Source organism: Changchengzhania lutea, assembly GCF_006974145.1.
Lineage (GTDB): Bacteria > Bacteroidota > Bacteroidia > Flavobacteriales > Flavobacteriaceae > Changchengzhania > Changchengzhania lutea.
On sequence record NZ_CP039456.1, the window covers coordinates 1,661,643 to 1,686,929 of the forward strand.

The 25,287-nt window shown below is 36.2% G+C and carries 17 protein-coding genes; 5 read left to right on the top strand and 12 right to left on the bottom strand.

The annotated features are described in order from the left end of the window. Positions 1-38: 38 nt before the first annotated feature. The 4 genes from FAF07_RS07670 to FAF07_RS07685 form a co-directional block, all read right to left on the bottom strand. On the bottom strand, positions 39-1,649 hold the full coding sequence (locus tag FAF07_RS07670) for a S8 family peptidase (RefSeq protein WP_142784544.1): 1,611 nt from the start codon (positions 1,647-1,649) through the stop codon (positions 39-41). A gap of 15 nt (positions 1,650-1,664) precedes the next feature. Beyond that, complete coding sequence (locus FAF07_RS07675) at positions 1,665-2,525, bottom strand: MBL fold metallo-hydrolase (protein WP_142784545.1); 861 nt, start codon at positions 2,523-2,525, stop codon at positions 1,665-1,667. Positions 2,526-2,775: 250 nt separating this feature from the next. Beyond that, on the bottom strand, positions 2,776-4,977 hold the full coding sequence (locus FAF07_RS07680) for a SulP family inorganic anion transporter (protein WP_142784546.1): 2,202 nt from the start codon (positions 4,975-4,977) through the stop codon (positions 2,776-2,778). Then, positions 4,974-5,846: a universal stress protein gene (locus FAF07_RS07685; protein ID WP_246067808.1), complete on the bottom strand. Its 873-nt coding sequence runs from the start codon at positions 5,844-5,846 to the stop codon at positions 4,974-4,976. Before FAF07_RS07685 ends, FAF07_RS07680 begins: the two co-directional genes overlap by 4 nt. Before the next feature lie 76 nt (positions 5,847-5,922). Here FAF07_RS07685 and FAF07_RS07690 point away from each other — a divergent pair, with 76 nt between their 5' ends. Next, positions 5,923-7,758 carry a cation:proton antiporter gene (locus tag FAF07_RS07690; protein ID WP_142784547.1) on the top strand — a complete coding sequence of 612 codons (1,836 nt, stop codon included), beginning with the start codon at positions 5,923-5,925 and terminating at the stop codon, positions 7,756-7,758. Positions 7,759-7,900: 142 nt separating this feature from the next. Here the strand turns inward: FAF07_RS07690 and FAF07_RS07695 are convergent, their stop codons facing one another. The 8 genes from FAF07_RS07695 to FAF07_RS07730 all read right to left on the bottom strand — a co-directional run bounded on the left by FAF07_RS07695 (position 7,901) and on the right by FAF07_RS07730 (position 22,099). Then, positions 7,901-10,303 carry a glycoside hydrolase family 31 protein gene (locus tag FAF07_RS07695; RefSeq protein WP_142784548.1) on the bottom strand — a complete coding sequence of 801 codons (2,403 nt, stop codon included), beginning with the start codon at positions 10,301-10,303 and terminating at the stop codon, positions 7,901-7,903. Between the two features lie 132 nt (positions 10,304-10,435). Continuing rightward, positions 10,436-12,346: a 1,4-alpha-glucan branching protein GlgB gene (glgB, locus tag FAF07_RS07700; protein WP_142784549.1), complete on the bottom strand. Its 1,911-nt coding sequence runs from the start codon at positions 12,344-12,346 to the stop codon at positions 10,436-10,438. 3 nt (positions 12,347-12,349) lie between these two features. Then, entirely contained in the window at positions 12,350-13,978 is a 1,629-nt protein-coding gene (locus FAF07_RS07705; protein ID WP_142784550.1) for a maltokinase N-terminal cap-like domain-containing protein, read from the bottom strand. A gap of 2 nt (positions 13,979-13,980) precedes the next feature. Beyond that, positions 13,981-15,918 carry an alpha-1,4-glucan--maltose-1-phosphate maltosyltransferase gene (locus tag FAF07_RS07710; protein WP_142784551.1) on the bottom strand — a complete coding sequence of 646 codons (1,938 nt, stop codon included), beginning with the start codon at positions 15,916-15,918 and terminating at the stop codon, positions 13,981-13,983. Between the two features lie 267 nt (positions 15,919-16,185). Beyond that, complete coding sequence (locus tag FAF07_RS07715) at positions 16,186-17,451, bottom strand: glucose-1-phosphate adenylyltransferase (protein WP_142784552.1); 1,266 nt, start codon at positions 17,449-17,451, stop codon at positions 16,186-16,188. 46 nt (positions 17,452-17,497) lie between these two features. After that, positions 17,498-18,700 carry a glycogen synthase gene (gene glgA, locus FAF07_RS07720; RefSeq protein WP_142784553.1) on the bottom strand — a complete coding sequence of 401 codons (1,203 nt, stop codon included), beginning with the start codon at positions 18,698-18,700 and terminating at the stop codon, positions 17,498-17,500. Between the two features lie 438 nt (positions 18,701-19,138). Further along, positions 19,139-20,935, bottom strand: a complete 1,797-nt coding sequence (lepA, locus tag FAF07_RS07725) for a translation elongation factor 4 (protein WP_142784554.1) — start codon at positions 20,933-20,935, stop codon at positions 19,139-19,141. A 123-nt stretch (positions 20,936-21,058) separates the two neighbouring features. After that, positions 21,059-22,099 carry a TolB family protein gene (locus FAF07_RS07730; RefSeq protein WP_394344973.1) on the bottom strand — a complete coding sequence of 347 codons (1,041 nt, stop codon included), beginning with the start codon at positions 22,097-22,099 and terminating at the stop codon, positions 21,059-21,061. Between the two features lie 216 nt (positions 22,100-22,315). On the opposite strand from FAF07_RS07730, the gene FAF07_RS07735 reads away from it, so the two are divergent. The 4 genes from FAF07_RS07735 (at position 22,316) to FAF07_RS07745 (ending at position 25,239) form a co-directional block, all read left to right on the top strand. Beyond that, positions 22,316-23,539: a M28 family peptidase gene (locus FAF07_RS07735; protein ID WP_142784556.1), complete on the top strand. Its 1,224-nt coding sequence runs from the start codon at positions 22,316-22,318 to the stop codon at positions 23,537-23,539. 40 nt (positions 23,540-23,579) lie between these two features. Further along, a complete protein-coding gene (locus FAF07_RS18855) occupies positions 23,580-23,753 on the top strand; it encodes a hypothetical protein (RefSeq protein WP_246067809.1) in 174 nt (57 codons plus the stop codon). A 50-nt stretch (positions 23,754-23,803) separates the two neighbouring features. Further along, a complete protein-coding gene (locus FAF07_RS18860) occupies positions 23,804-23,977 on the top strand; it encodes a DUF4345 family protein (protein WP_246067810.1) in 174 nt (57 codons plus the stop codon). A gap of 143 nt (positions 23,978-24,120) precedes the next feature. Beyond that, on the top strand, positions 24,121-25,239 hold the full coding sequence (locus tag FAF07_RS07745; RefSeq protein WP_142784557.1) for a T9SS type A sorting domain-containing protein: 1,119 nt from the start codon (positions 24,121-24,123) through the stop codon (positions 25,237-25,239). Positions 25,240-25,287: the final 48 nt, after the last annotated feature.

The window sequence follows — 25,287 nt, forward strand, 5'->3', positions numbered from 1 at the left end:
AATAAAAAGGAGGCTTATAAAGCCTCCTTAAAAAAATATTATTTAGATATGCGCGAAGCCATAATTAAGGCATTGAAGGCATTAACCATTTTACCGGATTTAGTTAAATCTGCAAATGGCTTTACATTATCGGAGTTTCCACCAACAACCACTTTGGTATTTATAGGAAGACCAGAATCCATAAGCACTTGCTTCACCTGTGCAGCGGTTAATTTTGGATAATAAGACCGTATTAATGCGGCAACACCTGCAACAGCGGGAGCTGCCATAGAAGTCCCGCCTTTGGTGTCATATTCGTTTTCTGGAGTCGTAGAATAGATGCTTGCCCCAGGAGCAAATACATCGACGTTATTTTTCCCATAGTTGGAGAACCCTGCTACCATAGCCGATCCATATTTTGGTGCTAATGCACCAACTCTTATGTAGGCATTAGAAACTTCCTGTCCGCCATTTAAGTTATCATCTGGATAATTTGGCTTTTTATCCACATCATTACTGTCATTACCCGCAGCGTGCACAAATAGAACATTATTTTTGCCTGCATAGGCAATCGCATCACGTACCCAATCACTGTGTGGTGAGTAACTTTTACCAAAACTTCCGTTAATTATAGAGGCACCATTATCTACCGCATAACGAATAGCTAAGGCAATATCCTTATCATATTCATCACCGTTGGGAACGGCTCTTAAGCTCATAATTTTAACATTGTTGGCAACGCCATTAGCACCCTTACCATTATTACGCTCTGCAGCAATAATTCCTGCTACGTGTGTCCCGTGACTTTCAGTTTTCTTTACAGGTTTTACATTACCATCGCCGTAAAATTTAGAAGCCATATCATCTGGATTATCACCATTAACACGTCCTTTAAAATCTTTGTTTAAATTATAGTTTAAGCGGTCGTTAATACTTTCCAATCCGTTGCTGATTTCCTTTTTAGCATCCGTCATCGATTCCATACCATTGCTATACATGTATTTGGCTACTTGTACGGCTTGACCTAAGGCTTCGTCTTCAGTTTTAATAGCATTCACATCTTCTTTAGTGTAATCTTTCTTGCCAATGTGTTTTGCTAAAGCTTCATCTGCGGTAACGATTTGTTGATAAATTTGATCGTATTGCGTTTTTCTACCTAACCATTTTTGATATTCGGTATCATATTCTGCTTTCGCTTTACTGTAATCGGGGTTGCTCGTATCGCCGCTAGCTAGAATACGCACAAATTCAAGTTGTTCGTTATAACCTTTTCCAAGGAAATTCCAACCATGTACATCATCTACATAGCCGTTTTTATCATCATCTTTTCCGTTATTAGCAATCTCTTTGGTATTGGTCCAGATATTACTATCTAAATCTTCGTGATCAATATCAATTCCAGAATCTATAATGGCTACAATAACCGATTTACCACGTCTTTTTTTAATAATTTCGGAGTATGCTTTATCGACACTCATTCCAGGAATTGTGTCTTTTACCAAATCAAGGTGTCCCCAGTTTTTTTTCTCTACTTCGGTTAATTCTGCAATTTTTAAAGGTGACGTATCTATGTCTTCAATTGGGGTTGAAATAATGGGAGCTGTACTACCGCATCCAAAAAATAAAGTGGCAGCGAAGGCTGACAATAAATAGGTTTTAACTGTTTTCATTTAGGAATGTTTAATTTAATTGAATATATCTTGTGTTGTGAACGTGTTGCTTAAACGAACACCTTTATCGGTGTTTTTAACAGTAATGATTTCATTATGAGCGTCGTGTTCCAAAAATAAATAATAATTGTGGTCTGCTGCTAATTTTAAAAACTTTTCTTTCTCATCTAAGGTTAACAGCGGTCTGGTATCGTAACCCATAACATATGGTAATGGCAAATGTCCAACGGTAGGTAGTAAGTCTGCCATAAACGCAATGGTTTTATCTTGATAGGTGATAAGCGGAATCATTTGTTTATCGGTATGGCCGTTGGCAAAAAAGATATCAAAACCCAATTCAGAATTTTTTAAAGTATCCCCTTGCGGAAGTGTTGTGAATTTTAACTGGCCGCTTTCTTCCATAGGGACTATGTTCTCCTTTAAAAAGGATGCTTTCTCTCTTTTATTGGGTTGTATGGCCCATTGCCAATGGTCTTGATTGCTCCAAAAATGCGCATTTTTAAAAGTGGGCTCGTATCCTGTTTTACCAGCGTTCCATTGGATGCTACCCCCACAATGATCAAAATGCAGGTGTGTCATAAACACATCTGTGATATCATTTCCATGAAACCCATACTGATTCAAGGATTTACCTATAGAGTCATCACCCCATAAATGATAGTAGCCATAAAATTTATCTGATTGCTTGTTGCCCATACCGGTATCGATCAAAATCAAGCGCTTGCCGTCTTCAATAAGTAAACAGCGCGCTGCGATATCAATCATATTATTGGCATCTGCAGGATTTGTTTTTTGCCACAACGATTTTGGCACCACACCAAACATGGCACCACCGTCAAGCTTAAAATTTCCAGAATTTATGGGGTATAAGGTCATAGGTCTTGCAAATTAACAAATCTTGAGCAATTGTTATAATTGTTAAGTAAATATTAACCTAAATAATTTCCCGGTGGCTCAGTCTCGGGGTTTCCGAATTTACCTCTCCTTGGGAGAGGTCGGAACTGCCTTTTCGCAGTTCTGGGCGAGGTAAAATACAAAATTTCGGTTTTTGGCCTCGGAGCTAAAATGAAACTGGCGAAATACCTCTACGGCTCTGACTTGAGGATAGTCGGTTTCAAGAAATTTTTTATTGGTTCTGAATCACATCTTTTAACCGTTTCCCAAAATCATATAAGGCTTTTAATTCTTTAAGGCTGGCCAGACGCTCTTTACCAAATATTAAAAGGGCCTCCCCGTTGGACTCGACGTGGTAATAGGGATTGCTTTCAAAGAAATTAGTAATGTCGTTATTGAAAAAACTACTAATGTCAGCTTCATTATCTCCTTTAAGGTAGAATCTATTCGAAAAATCTGAACGGTTGTGAATTGGGATATCCCTAAAACCAGCTATGGCATAAAGCTTTTCTAAAAATCCTTCCTTATCTAAGGTGAATTTTGGAATGAGACGATTAATATTAAGGTATAACATAGTAGAACGAACGACCTCTTTTGCTATAAATTCACCCTCAGAAAATTCAATATCGAATATTTGTATGCTAAGGTCTTGTTGAGAAATTTTGTTGTAAATGTGATTGATGTGCTTGGTGCCAAAAAAGGAAAAACTATTTAAGAAAGATAAGCTTTTTTCTTTTTTAGAGCTGTAATTCAAACTATAATCCTGAGCCAAAACCTCCATACTGGTTTGGCGTCTGGTCAAATTGTCGCTTATAATTTTTGGTACTGGAAGCATGCGCCTTAAGGCAAACGGGTGATTGGAATCTGCATCGTGCATATCTAAACCAATAACGTCAAAATGCCCGCCTCTTTTCTCAAATAATTCATTATAACTGTTCATGTTTTCCATCACCGTATGGTCTACAAATTCACATAAGGAAAAGTCTACAATCACATCTTCGTGCTCTGGTACAGCATCTAATCTGTCCTTAAGCCTGTAATAGTTTATAAAGCTACAAAAATGTTTAACGCTCACGTAAAACCCACTTTGAGTTCCCGGTTCTTTGTACATTAAAACATTCGGTTTTAATACGTTCCTCACAAATAAACCAACGCTTTTATTTATCATCACATGAATAATGAGGGTGGTCACAACCCCTGCTAATATGCCTGTTATCAAACCTATTTTTAGAGTGACGATTAGGGTAATAAAAAATATAAGGAGTTGCTCTTTACCAATAGAAAAGATTTTTTTAATAACGTCTGGTGATGCTAATTTATAACCCGTGTACACTAAAATAGCCATTAAAGCGGGAAGCGGAATACGCGTGAGCTGTGTGCTAAAAAGGCCTATAAAAAGCAATAAAAAGATGGCGTGAAAAAAGTTGGAGGATCTATTGCTTCCGCCTTGGTTCACATTTACAGAGCTACGCGCAATAACCGTAACCACATTTAAACCGCCCAAGAAACCACTACCTACCGTTGCTAGCCCCAGTGCTTTTAAATCTCTATTCACATTGGAGCGGCGTTTTTCGGGATCTAATTTATCAACTGCTTTAATGCTTAAAAGCGATTCAATACTAGAAATAAGCGTGAGCGCCAATACGCTCGACCAAAACGATAAGCTGCCCATGCTAGTAAAATTTAAACTAGGTATTTCAGCAATAATATGGTGAATGTCTGGGATACCCGAAATCATATATTCCTTCGCAATAGGATTGGGTTCGTGCAAGCCTATTTCAAAATAGTAACTAAAACCAATAGAGAGCAACACAATCCACATAGGTGCTGGAATAAGTTGCAAATACTTATTTCTAATTTTTGAATAAAAGAGCATAATCGCTAAACTAAGAACACCCGCTAAAGCCGCATAAATCAAGCCTTTATTGTCATAATGTAAAGCGTCATTAATGGTATAGGGGATTTCCAAAAGATAGTCAATGGTATCTTCTCTTTTGATTTTATGAGCAAACATGATATGAAATTGTTTCCCCAGAATAATCAAGCCAATAGCTGCCAACATCCCTTGAATGGCAGACGACGGAAAGAAGTCTGCTAAAGTCCCCATTCTTAAAAACCCTAAAATAATCAGGAGTATTCCCGAACATATAATGGCCACATATGCGCTTTCTAAACCAAGGCTTGCAATGGCCACTAAAAGCACACCTACTAGTCCGTTGCCTGGCCCTACAATAGTCACGTGGCTTCCGCCTAAAAGTGACACCATGATACCACCAACTATGGCTGCAATAATTCCTGCAATAGGAGGCGCATCACTTGCCATAGCTAAACCAAGTCCTAGCGGTAACGCGATAAGACTCACCACAAACCCAGAAAAAATATTTTTAGGGAGAGCTTTGAAAAATCCTTTTATATTGTTTTTTTTCGGACTCATTGCAGAATTAGCACATCGGTTGGTAATTCGGTTAATATATGTTCAATATCATGCGGAAATAAGCGATCCCAAAAGGTCATTTTTGAAGGGGCGTTCATGACTAATAAATCAGCACGTGAAATTTGTGCATAATGACCAATGGAGTAGCCTTTTTTACCAAAGATAGGTTGCAACTTGACTTGTATGTTTTCAGTATACGCTTCAGGAATATCTTTTAATATGTCTTTGATCCTAGAGTTCTCCCTGAGTTTGATACGTTCTCTTATTATGGTCGCTTTTCGCAAGGATTTATCATCATCCACCTTAACCGAAATCAAGTCTTTGTTTATTTCTTCTACAATCGTGATTTCATGCGCATCAAGCTGCTTAGCCACATAAAATGATGCTGCAATGGTACGTTTGGTTTTTGGGTCTTTTAGGCCGTTTACAACAATGTGTTTGCACGGCACCCTTTCAATAGATGGTTTTATCAAGAGTAAAATAGAGCATTTGGCTTGACGCGTAATTTTTCTAGCAATTGAGCCGACGTAATATTTTAAAAAGCGCTCCCGTTGTAAAGCCCCTAGAATTAATAAATCTATTTTTTTTTCTTCAGAAGTAGATAAAATAACGTCCACAGGTTCTCCTGTTTTAAAAACCACCTCATAATCCAAATGATATTTTTCAAAATTCTTAAGAATGACCTCAAGCATCTTTATTTTATCTTCAGAGGGTTCCCCAACATGTATTAGAAATAATTTCGATTTGAAAAACACTGCCAAACGAGCAGCTTCAAACAAGTTTGCTTTCAGATTTGGTGAATATGCAACGCCAATGCCAATACTTTTAAAGGGCTTTATAATCAAATTAGAATGTATTAATTTCTTCAAGTGGAAAGATAGTATTTTTTAAAAACATGAAATCATCAGTTTTTACTTAAATTAGTGCTTTTTTAAGGATATATAGATGTTAGAATTAGCAGGAATCATTATTTTAGGAATATTAGCGCAATGGGTAGCTTGGAAATTAAAAATCCCTGCCATATTACCTTTAATATTAATAGGGTTATTCGTGGGGCCAGTAGCAGCAGAATTTTTATCTGAAGATGGCACCAAATGGATACAGCCCATATATAAAGATGGAAAAGGTTTATTTCCTGATACAAGCCTTTTTTATTTTGTGTCGTTAGCTATTAGTATTATTCTTTTTGAAGGCGGATTAACTTTAAGAATGGGAGAAATCAAAAATGTTGGTCCCATAATAACTAAGTTAATTACCATTGGTGTTTTGGTAACATTTTTTGGAGCCGCTTTAGCAGCTCACTTTGTGTTTTACTTAACTTGGGAAATATCGTTTTTATTTTCAGCATTAATAATTGTGACAGGACCTACAGTAATTACGCCCATTCTTAGAAATATTCCACTAAAAAAAGACATTTCTGCGGTTTTAAAGTGGGAAGGCATATTAATTGATCCTATCGGTGCTTTGGTAGCTGTACTTGTTTTTGAATTTATTAGTGTTGGTGCAGGGGGAGAATATACTAAAACAGTATTAATTGAGTTTGGCAAAATTGTGCTATTCGGATCTACTTTTGGATTTACCTTCGCACATGCCATTAATTTTACAATCAATAGAAGATGGGTGCCTCATTATTTATTGAACGTTTTTGCCCTTGCGGCGGTTCTTGGTGTTTTTGTTTTATCTGATAGCTTTGCACACGAATCTGGCTTATTGGCCGTTGTTGTTATGGGTATGGTGTTAGGCAATTCAAATTCTCCGTATTTAAAAGAGCTGCTTTATTTTAAAGAATCATTAAGTGTATTATTAATATCCATATTATTCATTTTACTAGCCGCAAATATTAATATAGAAGATTTAATGCTAATCTATAATTGGAATGCCGTTATTCTATTTGGGCTAGTTGTTTTTTTAATTCGACCAATTGGCGTGTTTTTAAGCACTCAGGGATCTAAATTAAAATTGAACGAAAAACTTTTTATTAGCTGGGTTGGCCCCAGAGGAATAGTGGCTGCAGGGATTGCATCTTTATTTGGACTTACACTTGCAGATAAGGGTGTGGTGGATGCCAAATATATAACACCATTGGTGTTTATGATAGTTTTGGGAACTGTTTTGCTTAATGCCACCACGGCACGCCTATTTGCTAAAATTGCTGGAGTTTTTCTAACAAAATCTGAAGGGATATTAATTGTAGGTGCTTCTAAGGTCTCAAGGTTATTAGGTCATTATTTAGAAAGTCACGGAAGACACGTGGTTTTGATTGACAGTAATGAAAGTAATATAGCCAAGGCTAAAGAATTAGGGTTAGAAGCTATTACTACCAACATATATTCAGATAACTTAATGGATAATATTGAGCTTAACGATGTAGGATATTTAATGGCACTAACCGGAAACTCTGATATTAATAAGTATGCTATTGATAAATTTAGTAAGCAATTCGGGGAGAACGGATCATTCAGATTAGTTACGACCACTGAAATGCTAGATGAAAACAACAATCCAAAACAGGGCTTGTTTTCGCACACAGATGATTTTACAGCACTTTTAGAGGTTACACGAAAACATCCATCCATTCAAGAAATTGAATTAGAAAACAGAGAACATTATGAAACCTTAATTAAAATGTCTAACGATGATAAGGACATTATTCCACTATTTATCAAGGACAATGACGGTGAGTTGCACATCATTTCTTCATATAACCTAGATGTTGACACTATTGAAAAGGATTATCAATTGGTGTACTTAGGAAAACCTTTTGATGTAGAAAATGTTTAAAAAGAGGCTGTCTGAAAAGTCGATTTTTAGCTTAAATATCACATTGAGCGCAGTCGAAATGCTTTAGTTTTCAATACATTGAAACTTCGACTGCGCTCAGTTTGACAAGAGTTAATTAGTTTTCAGACAGCCTCTTTTATATTTAGGAAAGGATATGAATTTCCGTAAAGTCTTTGTTGACAATTAAGGTATTATCGCCGTTAACTTTTATATCTTCAAATAAAAATTCTTCTTTATCTATTTTAATTTTTGAAACTTTAAAAGGTAAGCCATGCAATTTCAATTTGAATGTTTTATATGGCGTCATATATTTACCAGACTTGTGTTGCTGGATGATAAGTTCTTTCTTTTTGCCAATTAGGCTAAAGTTTCTTAAACTGTATCGCCCTTTCTTATAATCATAACCGTCATGCGCATCTTCATAAACTTGAGACTTTTCTTTCCCTAATTTATAATACACGTCAACCATTAATTGATCAATGGTTTTTTCTCCAACATATTGTTGAACTGGGTATTTAGGAATCATAGCACCAGCTTTTATAAAAACAGGCATGGAATCCAAATCGGCATCAACCCATAATTCTTGACCGCCTGTCACGATTTCATCTGTCCAGAAATTATACCATTCGCCCATTGGGAAATACATACGTCTACCCTTAGCATTTGGTTCGGTAATAGGGCAAGCTAATATTTTTTCACCAAAAATAAATTCATCGTTTCTATAATGTGTATGCGTATCGTGCTGGTCGAATAAAACTAACGATTTAAGGATAGGAATCCCTTCATTAGCATACCTCCAAAAAGAGGTATATAAGTAAGGTAAAAGTTGATATCTTAATTCAATAAACTTTCTTACAACATCGGTAATGTTTGTTCCAAAGGCCCAGGGCTCTTGGTCACCATGATCTCCGGAAGAGTGCGTTCTACAAAACGGATGAAAGACGCCTAACTGAATCCAACGGGCATATAATTCGCCATTTGGTTGTTCTGCAAACCCACCAATATCCGATCCAATAAATGAAAACCCAGACATACACATGCGTTGTGCCTGTAGGTTGGCTATCGTTAAATGTTCCCAAGTAGCGACGTTATCACCCGTCCAACTTGAAGTATAACGTTGTGTGCCAGAATAAGCGGCTCTTGTTATTACAAAGGGACGCTTTGGGTATGAGAATTTCTTTAGACCTTGATACGTTGCGCGAGCCATTTGCATGCCGTACACATTGTGGGCTTTTCTATGACTGCAATGGTTGCCATCATAATCATGTCTCACATCATTAGGAAATGTTTTTCCCGGCACATCCATAACCGCAGGCTCGTTCATATCGTTCCACACGCCTTTAACCCCAATGTTTTCAACAAGGTCTTGGAATAAACCTGCCCACCAATCGCGAACTTCCGGATTTGTAAAATCTGGAAAATAACACTCCCCAGGCCAAACTTTTCCTTTCATATATGGGCCATCGGCACGTTTACAGAAGTAGTCTTTATCTAAGGCTTCCTTAAAAACGCTGTACTCAGGATCTATTTTTATACCTGGATCTATAATAACAATAGTTTTAAAGCCGTCATCTTCAAGCTCCTTAACCATTCTTTTAGGGTCTGGAAAATATTCTTTATTCCAAGTAAAACACCTGAAACCTTCCATATAATCGATATCTAAATAGAGCGCATCACAAGGAATTTTTAATTCGCGAAATTTCTTAGCAACCTCCTTGACTTTTGACTCTGGATAATAACTCCATTTACATTGATGGTATCCTAAGGTCCATAAGGCTGGCATTTCATGAGGCTTGCCTGTTAAGTCTGTATAGTTAGCAACTACTTCAGACATTTCTGGCCCATAGATAAAATAGTAATTCATCTCGCCACCTTGCGCCCAAAAACTGGTTATATTTCTGCGTTCTGAACAAAAATCGAAAAAAGATCTAAAGGTGTTATCGAAAAAGATACCATAGGATTTTTTACGATGAAGCCCCGTATAGAATGGAATGGCCTTATAAATGGGATCTGTATTTTTTCCGTAAGCATAAGAATCGGTCACCCAGTTTTCAAAACGCTTTCCTTTTAGGTTGTTATCAACAGGTTTGTCGCCAAGGCCATAATAACTCTCGCCTTCTTGAGCTATTTTAGACATTTTTACAATGTTGCCGCCAAACTGATAACTTTCTTCCCAATGGAAGCCTAATTCGTCTTCACAGATGAGTGTATTGTCTTTGGCATCATAGATAGCCGTACGCAGGTCAATTTTAGATATATAACAAATAAGCTTTGCCGTTGTAATAATATAATGGGCATCATCTTCTGTGACCTCTAAAAAATTATAACCACTACTTGCGTATTTGGTGATGGCGTAAGAGAAATCATTTTCAAAAATGGATGTTGTAGTATATCGAAACCTCAGCACACTATCTCTAACCACAGTAACCTGTAAAACAACATTGTTTTCTGTTGTGAAAGTAAGTGTGTCAACTTTTTTCTTATATGAAGTTATATTGGATGGGAATAAATTCCCTTTATATTCTAATTCAGTATTTAATATCATGAATAATTCAAATTAATAGACGAAATTAATGAAACTATTAAATTTTAAAGGGAAATTTTCTCTAAAAATAGTGCGATATCATTATGTAAAACACAAATAATAAAGGATTTAATTCAATATTATTTAACGAACTTACTTATTCATCTTAAAAATGGTTACCGCTAGTGGAGCCAGAGTGATTTCAGCGGAATAATCTTTACCATTCCATGCTTGTTTTTTTATGGTGACAGGCTTTTTATTAGAAACCCCACTACCACCAAAATCCTTAGCATCGCTATTAAAAACTTCTTCTAATTTTCCTTTATTTGGAAGACCTATGCGGTAATTTTCTCTTAACGTAGGCGTCATATTACAAACCACGACAACGTTATTCTCAGGCTTTTTTCCTTTTCGAATATATGAGATGACACAATTTTCATGATCATCAAAACTGATCCACTCAAACCCGTCTTCACTAAAACCTTTTTCGTGAAGTGCTCCTGTAGATTTATAAAACGCGTTTAATTCCTTATAGTAGTTTTGAAGGTTTTTATGTGGCTCAAATTCCAAAAGATTCCAATCCAAGCTTTCTTGAAAATTCCATTCGTTATATTGTCCAAATTCACTACCCATAAATAATAATTTCGTGCCGGGGTGTGTAAACATGTAACCGTATAAGAGCCTGAGGTTGGCAAAACGTTGCCACTCATCTCCAGGCATTCTGCCTAAAATGGAGTTTTTGCCATACACCACTTCGTCATGAGAAAGGGGTAGCATAAAATTCTCTGTAAATGCGTAAGCTAAACTAAAGGTAATGTCATTTTGATGAAATTTTCTATACACCGGGTCTTTTCCAAAGTACTCTAAAGTATCATGCATCCAGCCCATCATCCATTTCATCCCGAACCCTAAACCGCCTAAAAAAACCGGCTTTGAAACCCCTGGAAATGCGGTGGACTCTTCGGCTATAGTTTGTACATCTGGGAAGGAACTGTATATTTCTTCATTCAATTCTTTCAAAAATGCAATGGCTTCTAAATTTTCTCTTCCACCGTGAATATTAGGATCCCATTCTCCCTCTTCACGGGAATAGTCTAAGAATAACATAGAGGCTACGGCATCTACCCGCAAACCATCGGCGTGGTATTGATCCAGCCAAAATACGGCATTACTTATTAAAAAGGATTTGACTTCATTACGACCATAATTGAATATAAGGCTCTTCCAGTCTTGGTGGTAGCCTCTTTTTTTATCGGGATGTTCATATAGATTTGAACCGTCAAAAAACCCAAGCCCGTGAGCGTCTTCAGGGAAGTGTGAGGGCACCCAATCGAGTATAATACCGATATCGTTTTGATGTAATTTATCAACTAAATATTTAAACTCTTCAGGATAACCAAACCTTGAAGAAGGTGCAAAATACCCAGTGAGTTGGTAGCCCCAAGATGGGTCATACGGAAATTCCATAATAGGCATAAGCTCTACATGTGTGAAATTCATATCCTTAACATAGGTCACTAAATCATCTGCCAATTCGAAATACGATAAAAAGCGATCTTCTTCTAAATGGCGTTTCCATGATCCTAAATGCACTTCGTAAACTGAGTAAGGCGCATCTAAGGCATTATTTTTTTTACGCTTTTTCATCCAAGATTTATCTTTCCACGAATAGGAATCATCCCAAACTATAGAAGCTGTATTTGGTGGATGTTCACATCGCCTGGCGTATGGATCTGCTTTTTCTGTTTTTATATCGTTGTTATTGCTCTGGATTTTATATTTATAAGTGCTTCCTTTTTCAACAAGAGGAATAAAGCCTTCCCAAATACCGCTATGGTCCCAACGCACATTTAATTGATGCTCGCCTTCCAGCCAATAATTGAAATCACCTATTACAGAAACTTGTTTTGCACTAGGCGCCCAAACGGCAAAATATACGCCATCAATACCATCAACGGTAACTAAATGCGACCCAAACTTTTCATAAAGCCTGTAATGCTTACCAGCCTTAAAAAGATTGATATCAAAATCTGTAAATAAACTATAAGGTTTTACCTGTGCCATATATTAGTGATTTATAATATTAGAGATTCCTTTTAAGGGAATGACTGCCCATTGCGGACGCAAATTAAGTTCGTATCCCAATTCGTAAATTGCTTTTTCCAATAATGAGTATTTTAATAAGAAAATGCGTTCTTGGTTATAGCCAATATTGATGTTGGCATCTTGAATTTCTACAATATAGGTTCCTAAAAATACGCCTATTAAGTAGTTGTATAATAATTCTGCTGCTTTAAACAAGTCGTCTTGCGATTGTTTGTATTTATCTGCGTTATTAAAAATTGTGGCGTACAACGCATAGTGAAACGAACGAAATAACCCTGCCACATCTTTTAATGGAGGTTGCTTTACCTTTCTGTCACGAATGGTGCTTTCTGGCTCACCTTCAAAATCCAGAATATAAAAGTCATCGTCTTGAACAAGGATTTGCCCTAAATGATAATCGCCATGAACCCGAATACGTTCCCCTTTTAATTTCGTCCAATCAAAGGCAATAAAACGCTTACGGATGGTGTTTTTTTGATCTAGGAGCTGATGTGCCAAATTTAAGGTTAAACCATTAAGTTTGTGCAAATTATTCTCAATAGCATTTAACCGATTTTGAAATTGATACAGCAGTCTATTTTTAAGCCAAACTTCATAATCGACATTAAAATGAGCTGATGTAAATGCCGTGTCCTCAAACTCCGAGCCTAGTGCAATATGCATTTCGGCCGTGCGTTTTGCGATGGTCTGTACTTTTATAAAGAGGTTTAAGCCCGCCCAATCTATAATTTCTGGTGGAACATCTTGAATACTCAGACTTTTAAAACGTTCTGCTGGTGTTAGTGCATTTATATTGATTTTTTTGTATTCAATATTCGAAAACACTTTATGAAACTCTTTAAGCATATAGTCCCAAGCATCGCCTTCGTTTTCAACCATGTCTTGCATTAGGGCAATGGTAATATGGACATTGTCTGCATCGATAATATTGACACTTCCTAAGTATTTAGGAATATTTTTAAATTCCTTTTTTTCTGATAAGAACCGACTCATTTCGTAGTCCGGATTTTTATCGGCAAAAATTCTTCTAAAAAATTTTAAAACGTATTTTTCATTATAGACAATAGAGGTGTTGCTTTGCTCTAAGCCCATAAATCGTGAAGATTCGTATTGAAGATTTGTAAACGTATCACTTTTATGATATTGAACACGTGTTCTATCATTTGGTTCTGCATTTAAAATACGCTGAAATACGAGTTTTCTAAACGATTCCAGATTAATAGCGTCAATAATATAACCTTCTTGACCTTTTATGCTAATAGGCAGAATTCTATCTTTTTTGGCAAAACTTTCGTCGGAAACAAAAGCAATAGGTAGAAAATAATGTTGATAGAAGGCCTCGACAAAATCAACCTCTAAAAGTAAACCGTAATATACTTCACCATCTTGTTGAATACGGAAATATTCAGCGAGTTCAATATATTTTATTTTACTTGCTTTACCACCAAACCAACGTTGGGTGATGATATAATCTTCTAAAACATCTGAAAGAAAGGCTTTTACAAAACCTTTATTTTCTAATAAGGCCTCCCAATTGGTGTCAAAATTAAAGGTTGAAGGTGCCGTTCGAGACGTTTCTTTTTTAGACATGCCTATTTATTTATCTTAAAGATGTGGAATGGTAATGTAGGATGAAGTTCTACAAAATTCCATTCACCATTCCAATTGTAACGACTGTTCGTAACTAAATCATGTACCTCTAAATGAGCTCCATTTTGAAGGTTTAAATCATGTAATGGTAGTTGTACCGTACCTTGTTGGGCATTGTAAGCGTCTAAACTGATAATAATTAAAATTTCGTTGGTTTTAGAATTGTTCCATTTATAAAATGCCATGAGGTTTTCATTTTCAATATGGCAGAACTTTATATTATTGGTTTGTTGAAGGGCTTCATTTTCATGCCTGATATGATTGATTTTTGAAATAACGGCGATGAGTTTGTTTTCGATAGTCCAATCATAATGGGTGTACTGGAACTTTTCAGAGTTTAAATACTCTTCACGTCCCAAGAGGGCATCACTCAGCATATATTCGTAAACAGGGCCATATATACCGATACTGGAACTCAATGTTGCGGCAAGTACATACCGTTGTATATGCCTCGATTCATTGGCGCCTTGTAAATGAAACGGGTTAATGTCTGGTGTATTCGGCCAAAAATTGGGCTGCATATATTCACGCAACTCAGACTTGGTTAATTCTTCGACATACTCAATAAGTTCATGTTTAGTATTTCGCCATGTGAAATAGGTATACGATTGGGTGTAACCTTGTTTCGCTAATTGTTGCATCACTTTTGGTGCCGTAAAGGCTTCAGCTAAAAAGATAACATCTGGATGCTTCAATTTAACTTGAGTGATTATCCAGTTCCAAAAATAAAACGGTTTGGTATGGGGATTATCTACCCGAAATACATAAATTCCACAATCTATCCAGTATAATAAAATGTCTAGACATGCTTTCCAAAGGTTTTTATAATCGTCACTTTCCCAATAAATAGGCAAAATATCCTGATATTTTTTTGGTGGATTTTCAGCGTATTGCACGGTACCGTCTGGACGCCATTTAAACCACTCCGGATGCATTTTTACCCAAGGGTGGTCTGGAGCAGCTTGAAGCGCATAGTCCATAGCAATTTCTATGTTTTGCGCTTTGGCTTTTAGAATCAATGCTTTAAAATCGTCAAGTGTTCCTAACTGCGGATGAATAGCTTTGTGCCCACCATGTTGTGAGCCAATGCCCCATGTGGAGCCTACATCACCTTCAACAGTTGTAGTCGTATTATTTTTGCCTTTTCGGTTGACTTCCCCAATAGGGTGAATGGGTGGTAAATACAAGGTATCGAACCCCATCTTTGCAACACGGGGCAACAGCCTTTCGCAGTCTTTAAATGTACCGTGAATACCCTCCTGTTCTGATGCAGAGCGCGGAAAGAACTCATACCACGTACTAAATCGGGCTTTTTTTCTATCTACATATACCTGATATTCTTTAGAGGAATTGGCAAGTATTTTTTGTGGGTTATTAGTAAAAATGCTGTGTAACCTTTTGCTTGTCGCTTCTTTAATAGCTTCTTGATACTGATTGGCATCCGCAAAAATAGTTGTGAGATGATCGAGGTAACGTTTATCATCCTCATTCAAATTATTTAAAATGGCCTTTAAATGATCTATGCCTTCTAGAAGCTCAGAATTTACATGTTGGTTATCATCAATTTTTCGGTTTAAACCATCTTGCCAGTTTAAAGCGTAGTCTACCCAAGCCTCCACTTTATAGGTATAGAAACCTTGTTTTTCTACTTGAAATGAGGATTGCCACTCATTGTTAATAACCAAATGCATGCGAGATTCTCGCCACTTCTTAGCCTTTTCGTGTTTAAAAAGCACATTTGCAGCGAGTACATCGTGCCCATCTGCAAGAATATGTACTTGCACATTCACGATTTCATTAACTACACGCTTGATATAAAAATCACCACAATTGATACTAGGCGACACATAATCTATAACAATTCTTTTTTGGTTTTGCATTCTATTTGGATTGGTTTAGAATCTTATAAAATTAGTAAAAAATACCGATTCACCTCATGAGAAAACTCAGAAGGTACAACGAAATCGTTTGATTGTTTATGAAGCGGTTTAAAATTTTTTGATTGAAGCGAAAAATAGCTATTTTTTATTCATTTTAAAGACTTTTTTTGCACTTCATAGCAGGGCTACGAAGTAATAAAAAGGCGAAAAAGGGGTAAAAAGGAGCCTTTTGTAGCCAATTGAAAAAATTTTAAACCACTTCTATAACTAAATGACTGATCCGGCAGGAATTACAGAGCCTTTTTTAATGACCACAATACCATCTTTAATAATATAAGTATCTGTTTCGGTATCTTCAAGGTGTTTTCCGCCATTAATTCTAACATCGTCACCGATGCGACAGTTTTTATCAATTATGGCATTTTTAATAAAACAACGCTCGCCAATCCCCATTAAAATCTGAATTTTATTATTTTCTATTTCAGCCAAGGTTTCATAAAAATCACAGCCCATCATATAGGTGTTAATAATGGTAGTTTCATTTCCAATTCTTGACCGAATACCAATAACGGATTGTTCAATTTTAGCAGCGCTTATAATACAGCCTTCGGCAACTACTGTTTTTTCTAAAACGGTGCCAGCTATTTTTGACGTTGGGAGCATTCTGGCTCTCGTGTAGATACGTTTTTTCTTGTCGTATAAATCAAACTGCGGGATATCTTTTGTAAGCCCAATATTGGCTTCAAAAAAAGAATCAATATTTCCAATATCGGTCCAGTAGCCTTCATACTGATAACTTAAGGTTTTATGCTCGTTGATGTTTTGAGGAATAATTTCTTTCCCAAAGTCGTTAGTATCTGGGTTTTTCATTAATTCAATGAGCAAATCTCTATTAAAAATATAAATTCCCATAGACGCTAAATAATGGCGGTTTTGCTGTTTCATGTCATCACTTACATCTGATGTCCAGTCGGGCAATAAGCTAGTATCTGGTTTTTCTATAAAAGAGGTGATGACGTTTTTATCATCGGATTTTAGAATACCAAAGGAGGTCGCATCTGCAGCATTTACAGGAATGGTGGCAATCGATATTTTGGCTTCATTCTCAATATGCGCTTGAATCATGAGCTCATAATCCATTTGATATAATTGATCTCCAGAAAGTATCAAAACAAAATCGAATTCGTGCCTTAGAAAATGATGCATACTTTGGCGAACTGCATCTGCTGTTCCTTGAAACCACGTTTTGTTATCAGGAGTCTGTTCAGCAGCAAGTACATCAACAAAAGCACTACTAAAGAAACTAAAATGATAGGTGTTTTTTATATGCCTATTTAACGACGCCGAATTAAATTGAGTTAATACAAACATGCGCTTGATGTCGGAGTTAATACAGTTAGAAATGGGAATATCGACCAAGCGATATTTTCCAGCAATAGGTACGGCAGGTTTTGATCGTTTCTCTGTTAGAGGGTATAATCTTGAGCCTTGACCGCCACCTAGTATAATGGCTAAAACCTTATTGTTTATCATTTTTCAGTACGTTTATTAGTTGCTTAAATTTAATTTTATAAAATTTCTAGAGTAAGGATTTATAAAGGGTTTTAACTTGTTTGGCAATAGCCACCCAGTCAAAATAATCTTCAACCCGCTTCCGGCTATTTTTTGCCATTTTCGCCCTTAAGTCCTTATCATTAATTAATGTATTAATGCCATCTGCCAGATCTCTAGAAAATTTATCAGGATTAACAGGTTCAAAAGGCGCTTCTTTTTGTTGTTTTAAAGGAATCAAAAGTCCTGTTTCCCCTGATAAGACAACTTCTTTTATACCACCAACGGCGCTTGCCACGACAGGTGTATTACAAGCCATGGCTTCAATATTAATAATTCCAAAAGGCTCGTAAATTGACGGACAGCAAAACACATCTGCATGCGAATATAATTGGATAACTTGTTCCTTTTCAAGCATCCTATCTATCCAAATGACATTATCCCTAGTTTTTTTAACTTCAGAAACGCTGTCTTCCATTTCTTTGGCAATATCTGGTGTATCCGGCGCTCCTGCACATAGAACTATTTGGGTATCAGCATCTATATATTTGATGGCGTTTACCAAATGAATAATCCCTTTCTGTCTAGTAATTCTTCCAACAAAAAGCACATAGGGCTTATTAGTGTCAATGCCATATTCATTTAATGTTGAGGTATCTGAGGTAACTATATATTGTTCAAGGTTAATGCCATTGTATATTACTTTCACCTTGTCAGGATCAACGTCAAAATGCTCTAAAACATCCACTTTTGTTTCTTTGGAAACCGCAATAACGGCATCTGCCATTTCTATAGCCGTTTTTTCAACCCACGAAGAAGCGTCATAACCTCTTCCTAACTGTTCTCTTTTCCAAGGCCTTAAAGGTTCTAAAGAATGTGTGGTAATTACTAGCGGTACACCATAACATAACTTGGCAATAATGCCTGCAAACTGCGCATACCACGTATGGCAATGCACCACATCGGCATCAATCTCTTCCGCATTCATTTGGATACAGGTACTGAGCGTTTGTAAAACAGCTTTAAGCTTCGTGTTAGATTTATCAAATACAGGATTTTCATAAGGAAATCCTTTAACCGTTAAATTACCGGACTGTTCATCTTGATCCCCAAAACTCCTAACATCAACATTCATTAATTTAGCCAATTCGGCAGCTAAATATTCTACATGTACGCCAGCGCCGCCATAAACATAAGGAGGAAATTCTCTGGTATAAAAAAGTACTTTCATTTAATTCTTATTAATGATGATATCAAAAATGGTAAGGATAATGTCCTGTGAACTGGAAGCGATGTTGATAATTATGAGTTGGAATTGACAGTTTTTTAAATGTGATGAAAATTGCCAAATAAGCCTATAATAAACACGTTTTGCTTGATAGGAATTATATAAATACTTACTATGTTATAAACATACAAAATATTTATCAACAATTTTTAGGGAGATTTATTTTTACAGATAATAACGGGTTATGGCTGTTTTGTAAAATTATCTCTAATAAAATATGGATAAAAGGTCTTATTTATTTTAATCGTATAATGAATTTCAATGCATTTTTTAAATGCATTGTTTTAAAACTAAAAAAGCAAAGGGTTCCAAATCATATTGGAACCCTTTGCTTTAATCTTCCTGAACAAAGGTCTAATATCCTAGCGCGAAATCGGTTAATTAATCATTTAACTTCAATACGGCCATAAACGCTTGCTGAGGTATTTCTACATTACCCACTTGGCGCATCCTTTTTTTACCTTTTTTCTGCTTTTCAAGTAATTTACGCTTTCGCGAGATATCACCACCGTAACATTTTGCAGTCACATCTTTTCGAAGTGCTTTAATGGTTTCCCGTGAAATAATTTTTGCCCCAATAGCTGCTTGAATAGGAATATCAAATTGCTGACGTGGAATTAATTCTTTCAATTTTTCACACATTTTTTTACCAATATGTTGCGCATTATCGGCATGAATTAATGCAGAAAGGGCATCAACCGTTAGTGCGTTTAATAAAATATCCAAACGTACCAGCTTAGATACTTTCATGCCAATTGGCGAATAATCAAAAGAAGCATAGCCTTTTGAAACTGTTTTTAATCGATCATAAAAATCGAAAACAATTTCTGCCAAAGGCATTTCAAACGTAAGTTCAACACGCTCAGTCGTTAAATAGGTTTGGTGGGTAATTATGCCTCGCTTTTCGATACAGAGGGACATGACATTCCCTACAAAATCTGCTTTTGTAATGATTGTAGCTTTTATATACGGTTCTTCAACACGGTTTATAGTTGAAGGATCTGGTAAATCAGAAGGGTTATTAACTATAAAAGCATCATTAGGATTCTTGTTGGTATAGGCATGATACGATACGTTGGGCACGGTAGTAATCACGGTCATGTCGAACTCACGCTCTAGACGTTCTTGAATGATTTCCATGTGGAGCATCCCTAAGAAGCCACAGCGAAAACCAAAACCTAAAGCTGCTGAACTCTCTGGAGTGAACACCAACGAGGCATCGTTTAATTGAAGTTTTTCCATAGAATTACGAAGTTCTTCGTAATCTTCGGTATCTACAGGATAAATACCCGCAAAAACCATGGGTTTTACATCTTCAAAACCTTCTACAATATTGGTTGTTGGGTTAGCAAAATCTGTAATAGTATCGCCCACTTTAACTTCTTTAGCCGTTTTTATGCCCGTTATTAAATAGCCAACATCACCAGCCTTCACACTTTTTTTAGCGACCTGAGTTAGTTTCAAGGTGCCTACTTCATCTGCATAATATTCTTTATCGGTTGCAACAAATTTTATTTTTTGACCTTTTTTAATTTCACCATCAAATACTCTAAAGTAGGTTTCAATGCCTCTAAATGTATTATAGACCGAATCAAAAATCAGGGCCTGCAACGGTGCGTTTGGATCGCCTTTTGGTGCCGGAACACGTTCAATAATGGCGGTTAATATATTTTCAACACCAAACCCGGTTTTTCCGCTGGCATGGATGATTTCTTCTGGATCACAACCCAATAAATCAACGATATCGTCGGTAACTTCTTCAGGGTTTGCGCTTGGTAAATCCACTTTATTAAGCACAGGAATAATTTCCAAATCGTTCTCTAAGGCTAAATATAAATTAGAAATGGTCTGTGCTTGAATGCTTTGGGCTGCGTCAACAATCAATAATGCGCCTTCACAGGCCGCAATTGAGCGTGATACTTCATATGAGAAATCTACGTGACCAGGCGTGTCAATAAGGTTTAAAACGTATTCTTCACCTTTATAGGTATAGTCCATTTGGATGGCGTGCGACTTGATAGTGATACCACGTTCACGCTCCAAATCCATACTATCCAAGAGCTGATCTTGTTTTTCTCTATCGGTTACCGAACCCGTAAAATCCAGCAAACGATCTGCCAAGGTGCTCTTGCCGTGATCTATATGTGCAATGATGCAAAAGTTTCTAATGTTTTTCATAAAGGAATCTCTTCTAAAAAAGATTTTGCAAAGATAGTTTATTTATCGTGCTATCTCGCATTTTTAAATTGATTGAGAGGCTTAAGTAATGACGTTTAAAGCTTTAAAATGACAGATGATAAATTAATCAACCCATTCAGAAATAAACAAATTGGTATCGCGACCACCACCGTTATTTCTATTGGAGGAAAATGCTAGATACTTGCCGTCGTTAGAAAACACAGGAAAGGCATCGAAAGTTTCACCATGAGTGACACGTTCCAAATTTTTTCCGTCGATATCGATTAAATATAAGTTAAAGGGAAACCCGCGTTCTGCTTCAAAGTTAGACGAGAATAATATTTTTTTACCGGATGGATGAAAAAACGGACTCCAATTGGCGTTTCCTAAATCGGTTAATTGACGCAACTCACTTCCATCAGCATTACAGATATAAAGCTCCATATCTGTAGGCTCTACCAAACCTTCTGATAATAAATCTTTATATTCCTTTATGTCTTGTTCGGTTTTTGGACGAGAAGAACGAAAGATGATTTTACTTCCATCTGGCGAAAAGAATGCGCCACCGTCATAACCCAATTCATTCGTGATTTGCTTCACATCTGAACCATCAAGATTCATGGTGTATAATTCTAAATCACCACTCCGGGTAGAGGTAAAAACAATTTTATCGCCCATGGGAGAGACCGTTGGTTCTGCGTCGTAGCCCTTTTCGTTAGTAAGCTGGTTTACAATATTACCTTCTAAATCTGCAACAAAAATATCGAACGTGTCGTAAACTGGCCAAATGTATTTACCGTTTTTCCGCAAGGGTGTATCGGGGCAATTTTCGTCACCTAAATGGGTAGATGCATAAATAAAGTGTTTGTTATCTGGCAAAAAGTAAGCACATGTAGTACGTCCTTTTCCGGTTGAAACCATGGGCGGAACCGTGTCTTTAAAGCTATCATTCACATTCATCAAAAACATTTGATCGCAACTCACGTTCCAATGTTTATTATTAGACTGAAATACGATTTGTTTATCATCAAAGCTCCAATATGCTTCTGCGTTATCGCCACCAAAGGTGATTTGTCGTATCGATTTGAAATGGGTTTCTTCCGGATAAATCAACGTGTCTTTTACAGTTTCATTTTGTGTTTCATTGGCAATAGGTTGCTTCATTTCTTTTTTACAAGCAAAAATCATTAAGGCTATTGCGAGAAGGCATATTCGATTCATTCCAAAATATTTATGGTTAATACCAAATAAACCTCAAAACAACTGATTAAATTCGGTTCTATTTTCATCTAAAGAAAAGATAGCTCAAATTTACTATCAATCATTTTAAAATTCATTTAGTATAATGACTAAATTTGTGTAAAATTAATATTTATAACCATGAAATACCTTGTTGCACTGTTTTTTTTAGTATTCCTGAATTCATGTAAAAAGGAAGTTCCTGAGGCTACCACGATTAAAGAAGATATTAGTTTCCTTTCTGATGACGCCTTAGAAGGCCGCCAAACTGGAACTAAAGGCGAACGAGCTGCGGCTGAATATATCGCTGGGCGTTTTGAGAATTTAAATCTTGAACCAAAAGGGACAGATCAATATTTTCAAGCCTTTTCATTTAAACCAAAAACCAACCCACATCAAACAGTCAACTATACTGTAAAAGAAGGCGACAGCACGGTGACAGGAACTAATATTATTGGGTTTATGAATAACAAGGCAAAAAACACTGTTATTATTGGAGCACATTATGACCACCTAGGCTATGGGGCAGAAGGCTCTTTGCATCGCGGTGAGAGAGCCATTCACAACGGCGCTGACGATAATGCCAGTGGCGTTGCCGTTATGTTAAAGTTGGCTGAAAAACTACAAGGAAAACATAGAGGCAACAATTATTTATTTATGGCTTTTTCTGGCGAGGAAATGGGTTTATTGGGGTCAAATTACTTTGTGAAAAACCCAACCATAGACACCAAAAAAGTCAATTTTATGATTAATATGGATATGGTGGGACGCTTAAATGCAGATAGCACGCTAGCGGTTTACGGCGTAGGCACATCACCAATTTTGAAGCAAACCTTAAACGCGCATAACACTAACTTTAAATTGGTTCAAAAAGAATCGGGCATAGGTCCTAGCGATCACACCTCGTTTTACAATGCTGATATTCCTGTACTACACTTTTTTACAGGGCAGCATGAAGATTATCACAAACCCAGTGACGATTTTGAAAAACTAAATTACGAGGGCATGGAAACCATTTCCAATTATATTTTTGAAGTGATTTCAGATTTAGACGATAACGGAAAATTACCTTTTAGAAAAACCAAGAACGAAAGCGAAGAGACTCCAAGATTCAAGGTTGGATTGGGTGTCATTCCCGATTATTTGTTTGATGGTAAAGGCATGCGAATAGATGGTATTAGTGAAGATAAACCCGCGCAGAAAGCAGGATTACAAAAAGGGGACATTGTGATAAAATTAGGAGATAGCACGGTGGTTGACTTGATGAGTTATATGAAGGTTCTATCGACCTTTGAGGCTGGAAATATAACGAACGTGGTGGTTGATAGAGCTGGTAAAACTATTGAAGCAGACATTGAATTTTAATAATATTCGAAGGTTTCACGCCATGTGAAAGTGTAAAGTTATGATAAAAACCAAACAGGACCTTATTAATAAAATCCATTTAATTATTTCGGTTTTAATCGTGGTGCCAACAGCCCTTACTTATGGTTTCAAACCCGATTTTCAATTTGATATTCATTTGAATACCATGTGGATGAGTTTAATTTCTTCAAAGCCATTATGGGCTTGTATTTAGGTTTTTCGGCACTTTGACTTTTAGGCGTAATTAAAAAAGGCTACAGGCACATGGCCATAATTACTAATATTATATTTATGTTGAGCTTAGGTTTTGGAAGAGGTTTAAGTTTAGTCTTAGATGGCACGCCAACCCTCGCCTACCTTTTTGGAACCTTCGCCGAATTATTTTTAGGAGTTTATGGGGTTTGGGTTTTAAAAAGCCAACATACTCCAAATACCTAGACTCATAACACCATAAGAATAGACGCAACGATCATTTCCCAAAAATAAAATTCATGGTTTTATAAGGAATTTGTATATGTTAAAAATTTTATAAATATGCTTTTTTTTAACCTAACTTTGTGTTTTTATAAAAAGTCTAGGTCATGAAAACTATAATGTTAATACCTGTTTTTATTTTTGGGATATTTACCGCTACCGCCCAAATAAGCAACGCTGTTGAAAAACTTGCATTACCAAATAGTTTAAGTGAATCTTCTGGGGCAATTTTTTTTAATAATAAACTAATTACCCACAATGATTCTGGAGGCGAAAACAGGCTTTTCGAATTAGATACTATTTCTGGTCTAGTTACAAGAACGGTTACTATTTTAAATGCTACTAATGTAGATTGGGAAGATATTACTCAAGACGATACGAGTATTTATATTGGGGATATAGGGAACAATAGTGGGGATAGAATAAATTTGAAAATTTATAAAATCGGTAAAGCTGATTTTTTAAATACCACTAGTGTAACAGCAGAAACGATTGCTTTTAGTTATGCTGCTCAAACAGATTTTACCGCTAACCCAAACAATACCGAATGGGATTCTGAAGCACTTGTTTCTTTTGATGAAACAAACTTATTATTATTTAGTAAAAATTGGGTTGATGGGACTACAAAAGCCTATTTGGTTCCTAAAACGCCAGGAACATACGATTTACAACCATTAGCTCCAACGTTGGATAGTGGCGGATTAATAACAGGCGCAACTTACAACCCTTTAACTCAAAAATTGTTTACAATTGGCTATAATAGTACTTTGCAACCTTTTGTTTGGGTTAGTGAGAACTTTAGTGGCACTGATGTATTTTCGGGTACAAATACGCAAACCGGCCTTTCTCAATTTGGGTTCGAGCAGACCGAGGCCATAACCCATATTAATGAAAACAGATATTTTATAACGTCGGAGTCAATTAACACCTCTTTTTTTTCGGATTATGCTAAATTAATTTCATTTTCAACAAACGATATTGCTTTGTCTTTAGACTCTGTTATTGCAGAGAATGACATTATACTGTATCCAAATCCAGTAGATACGTTTTTATATGTAAAAAGCAAAGATGTGATTTCCATTGAAATATATGATACAAAATCTGCTCAACTATATAAAGGCAACGATATAAAAGTTGATATGAGTGTTTTTAGTGAAGGAGGTTATGTTGTTAAGATTAATTTAAAAAATAATACTTCCCAGATAAAAAAAATAATCAAGAAATAATTTTTTAAAAAAAAGGCAGGATTACTTCATTATTTGGATGGTTTCTAT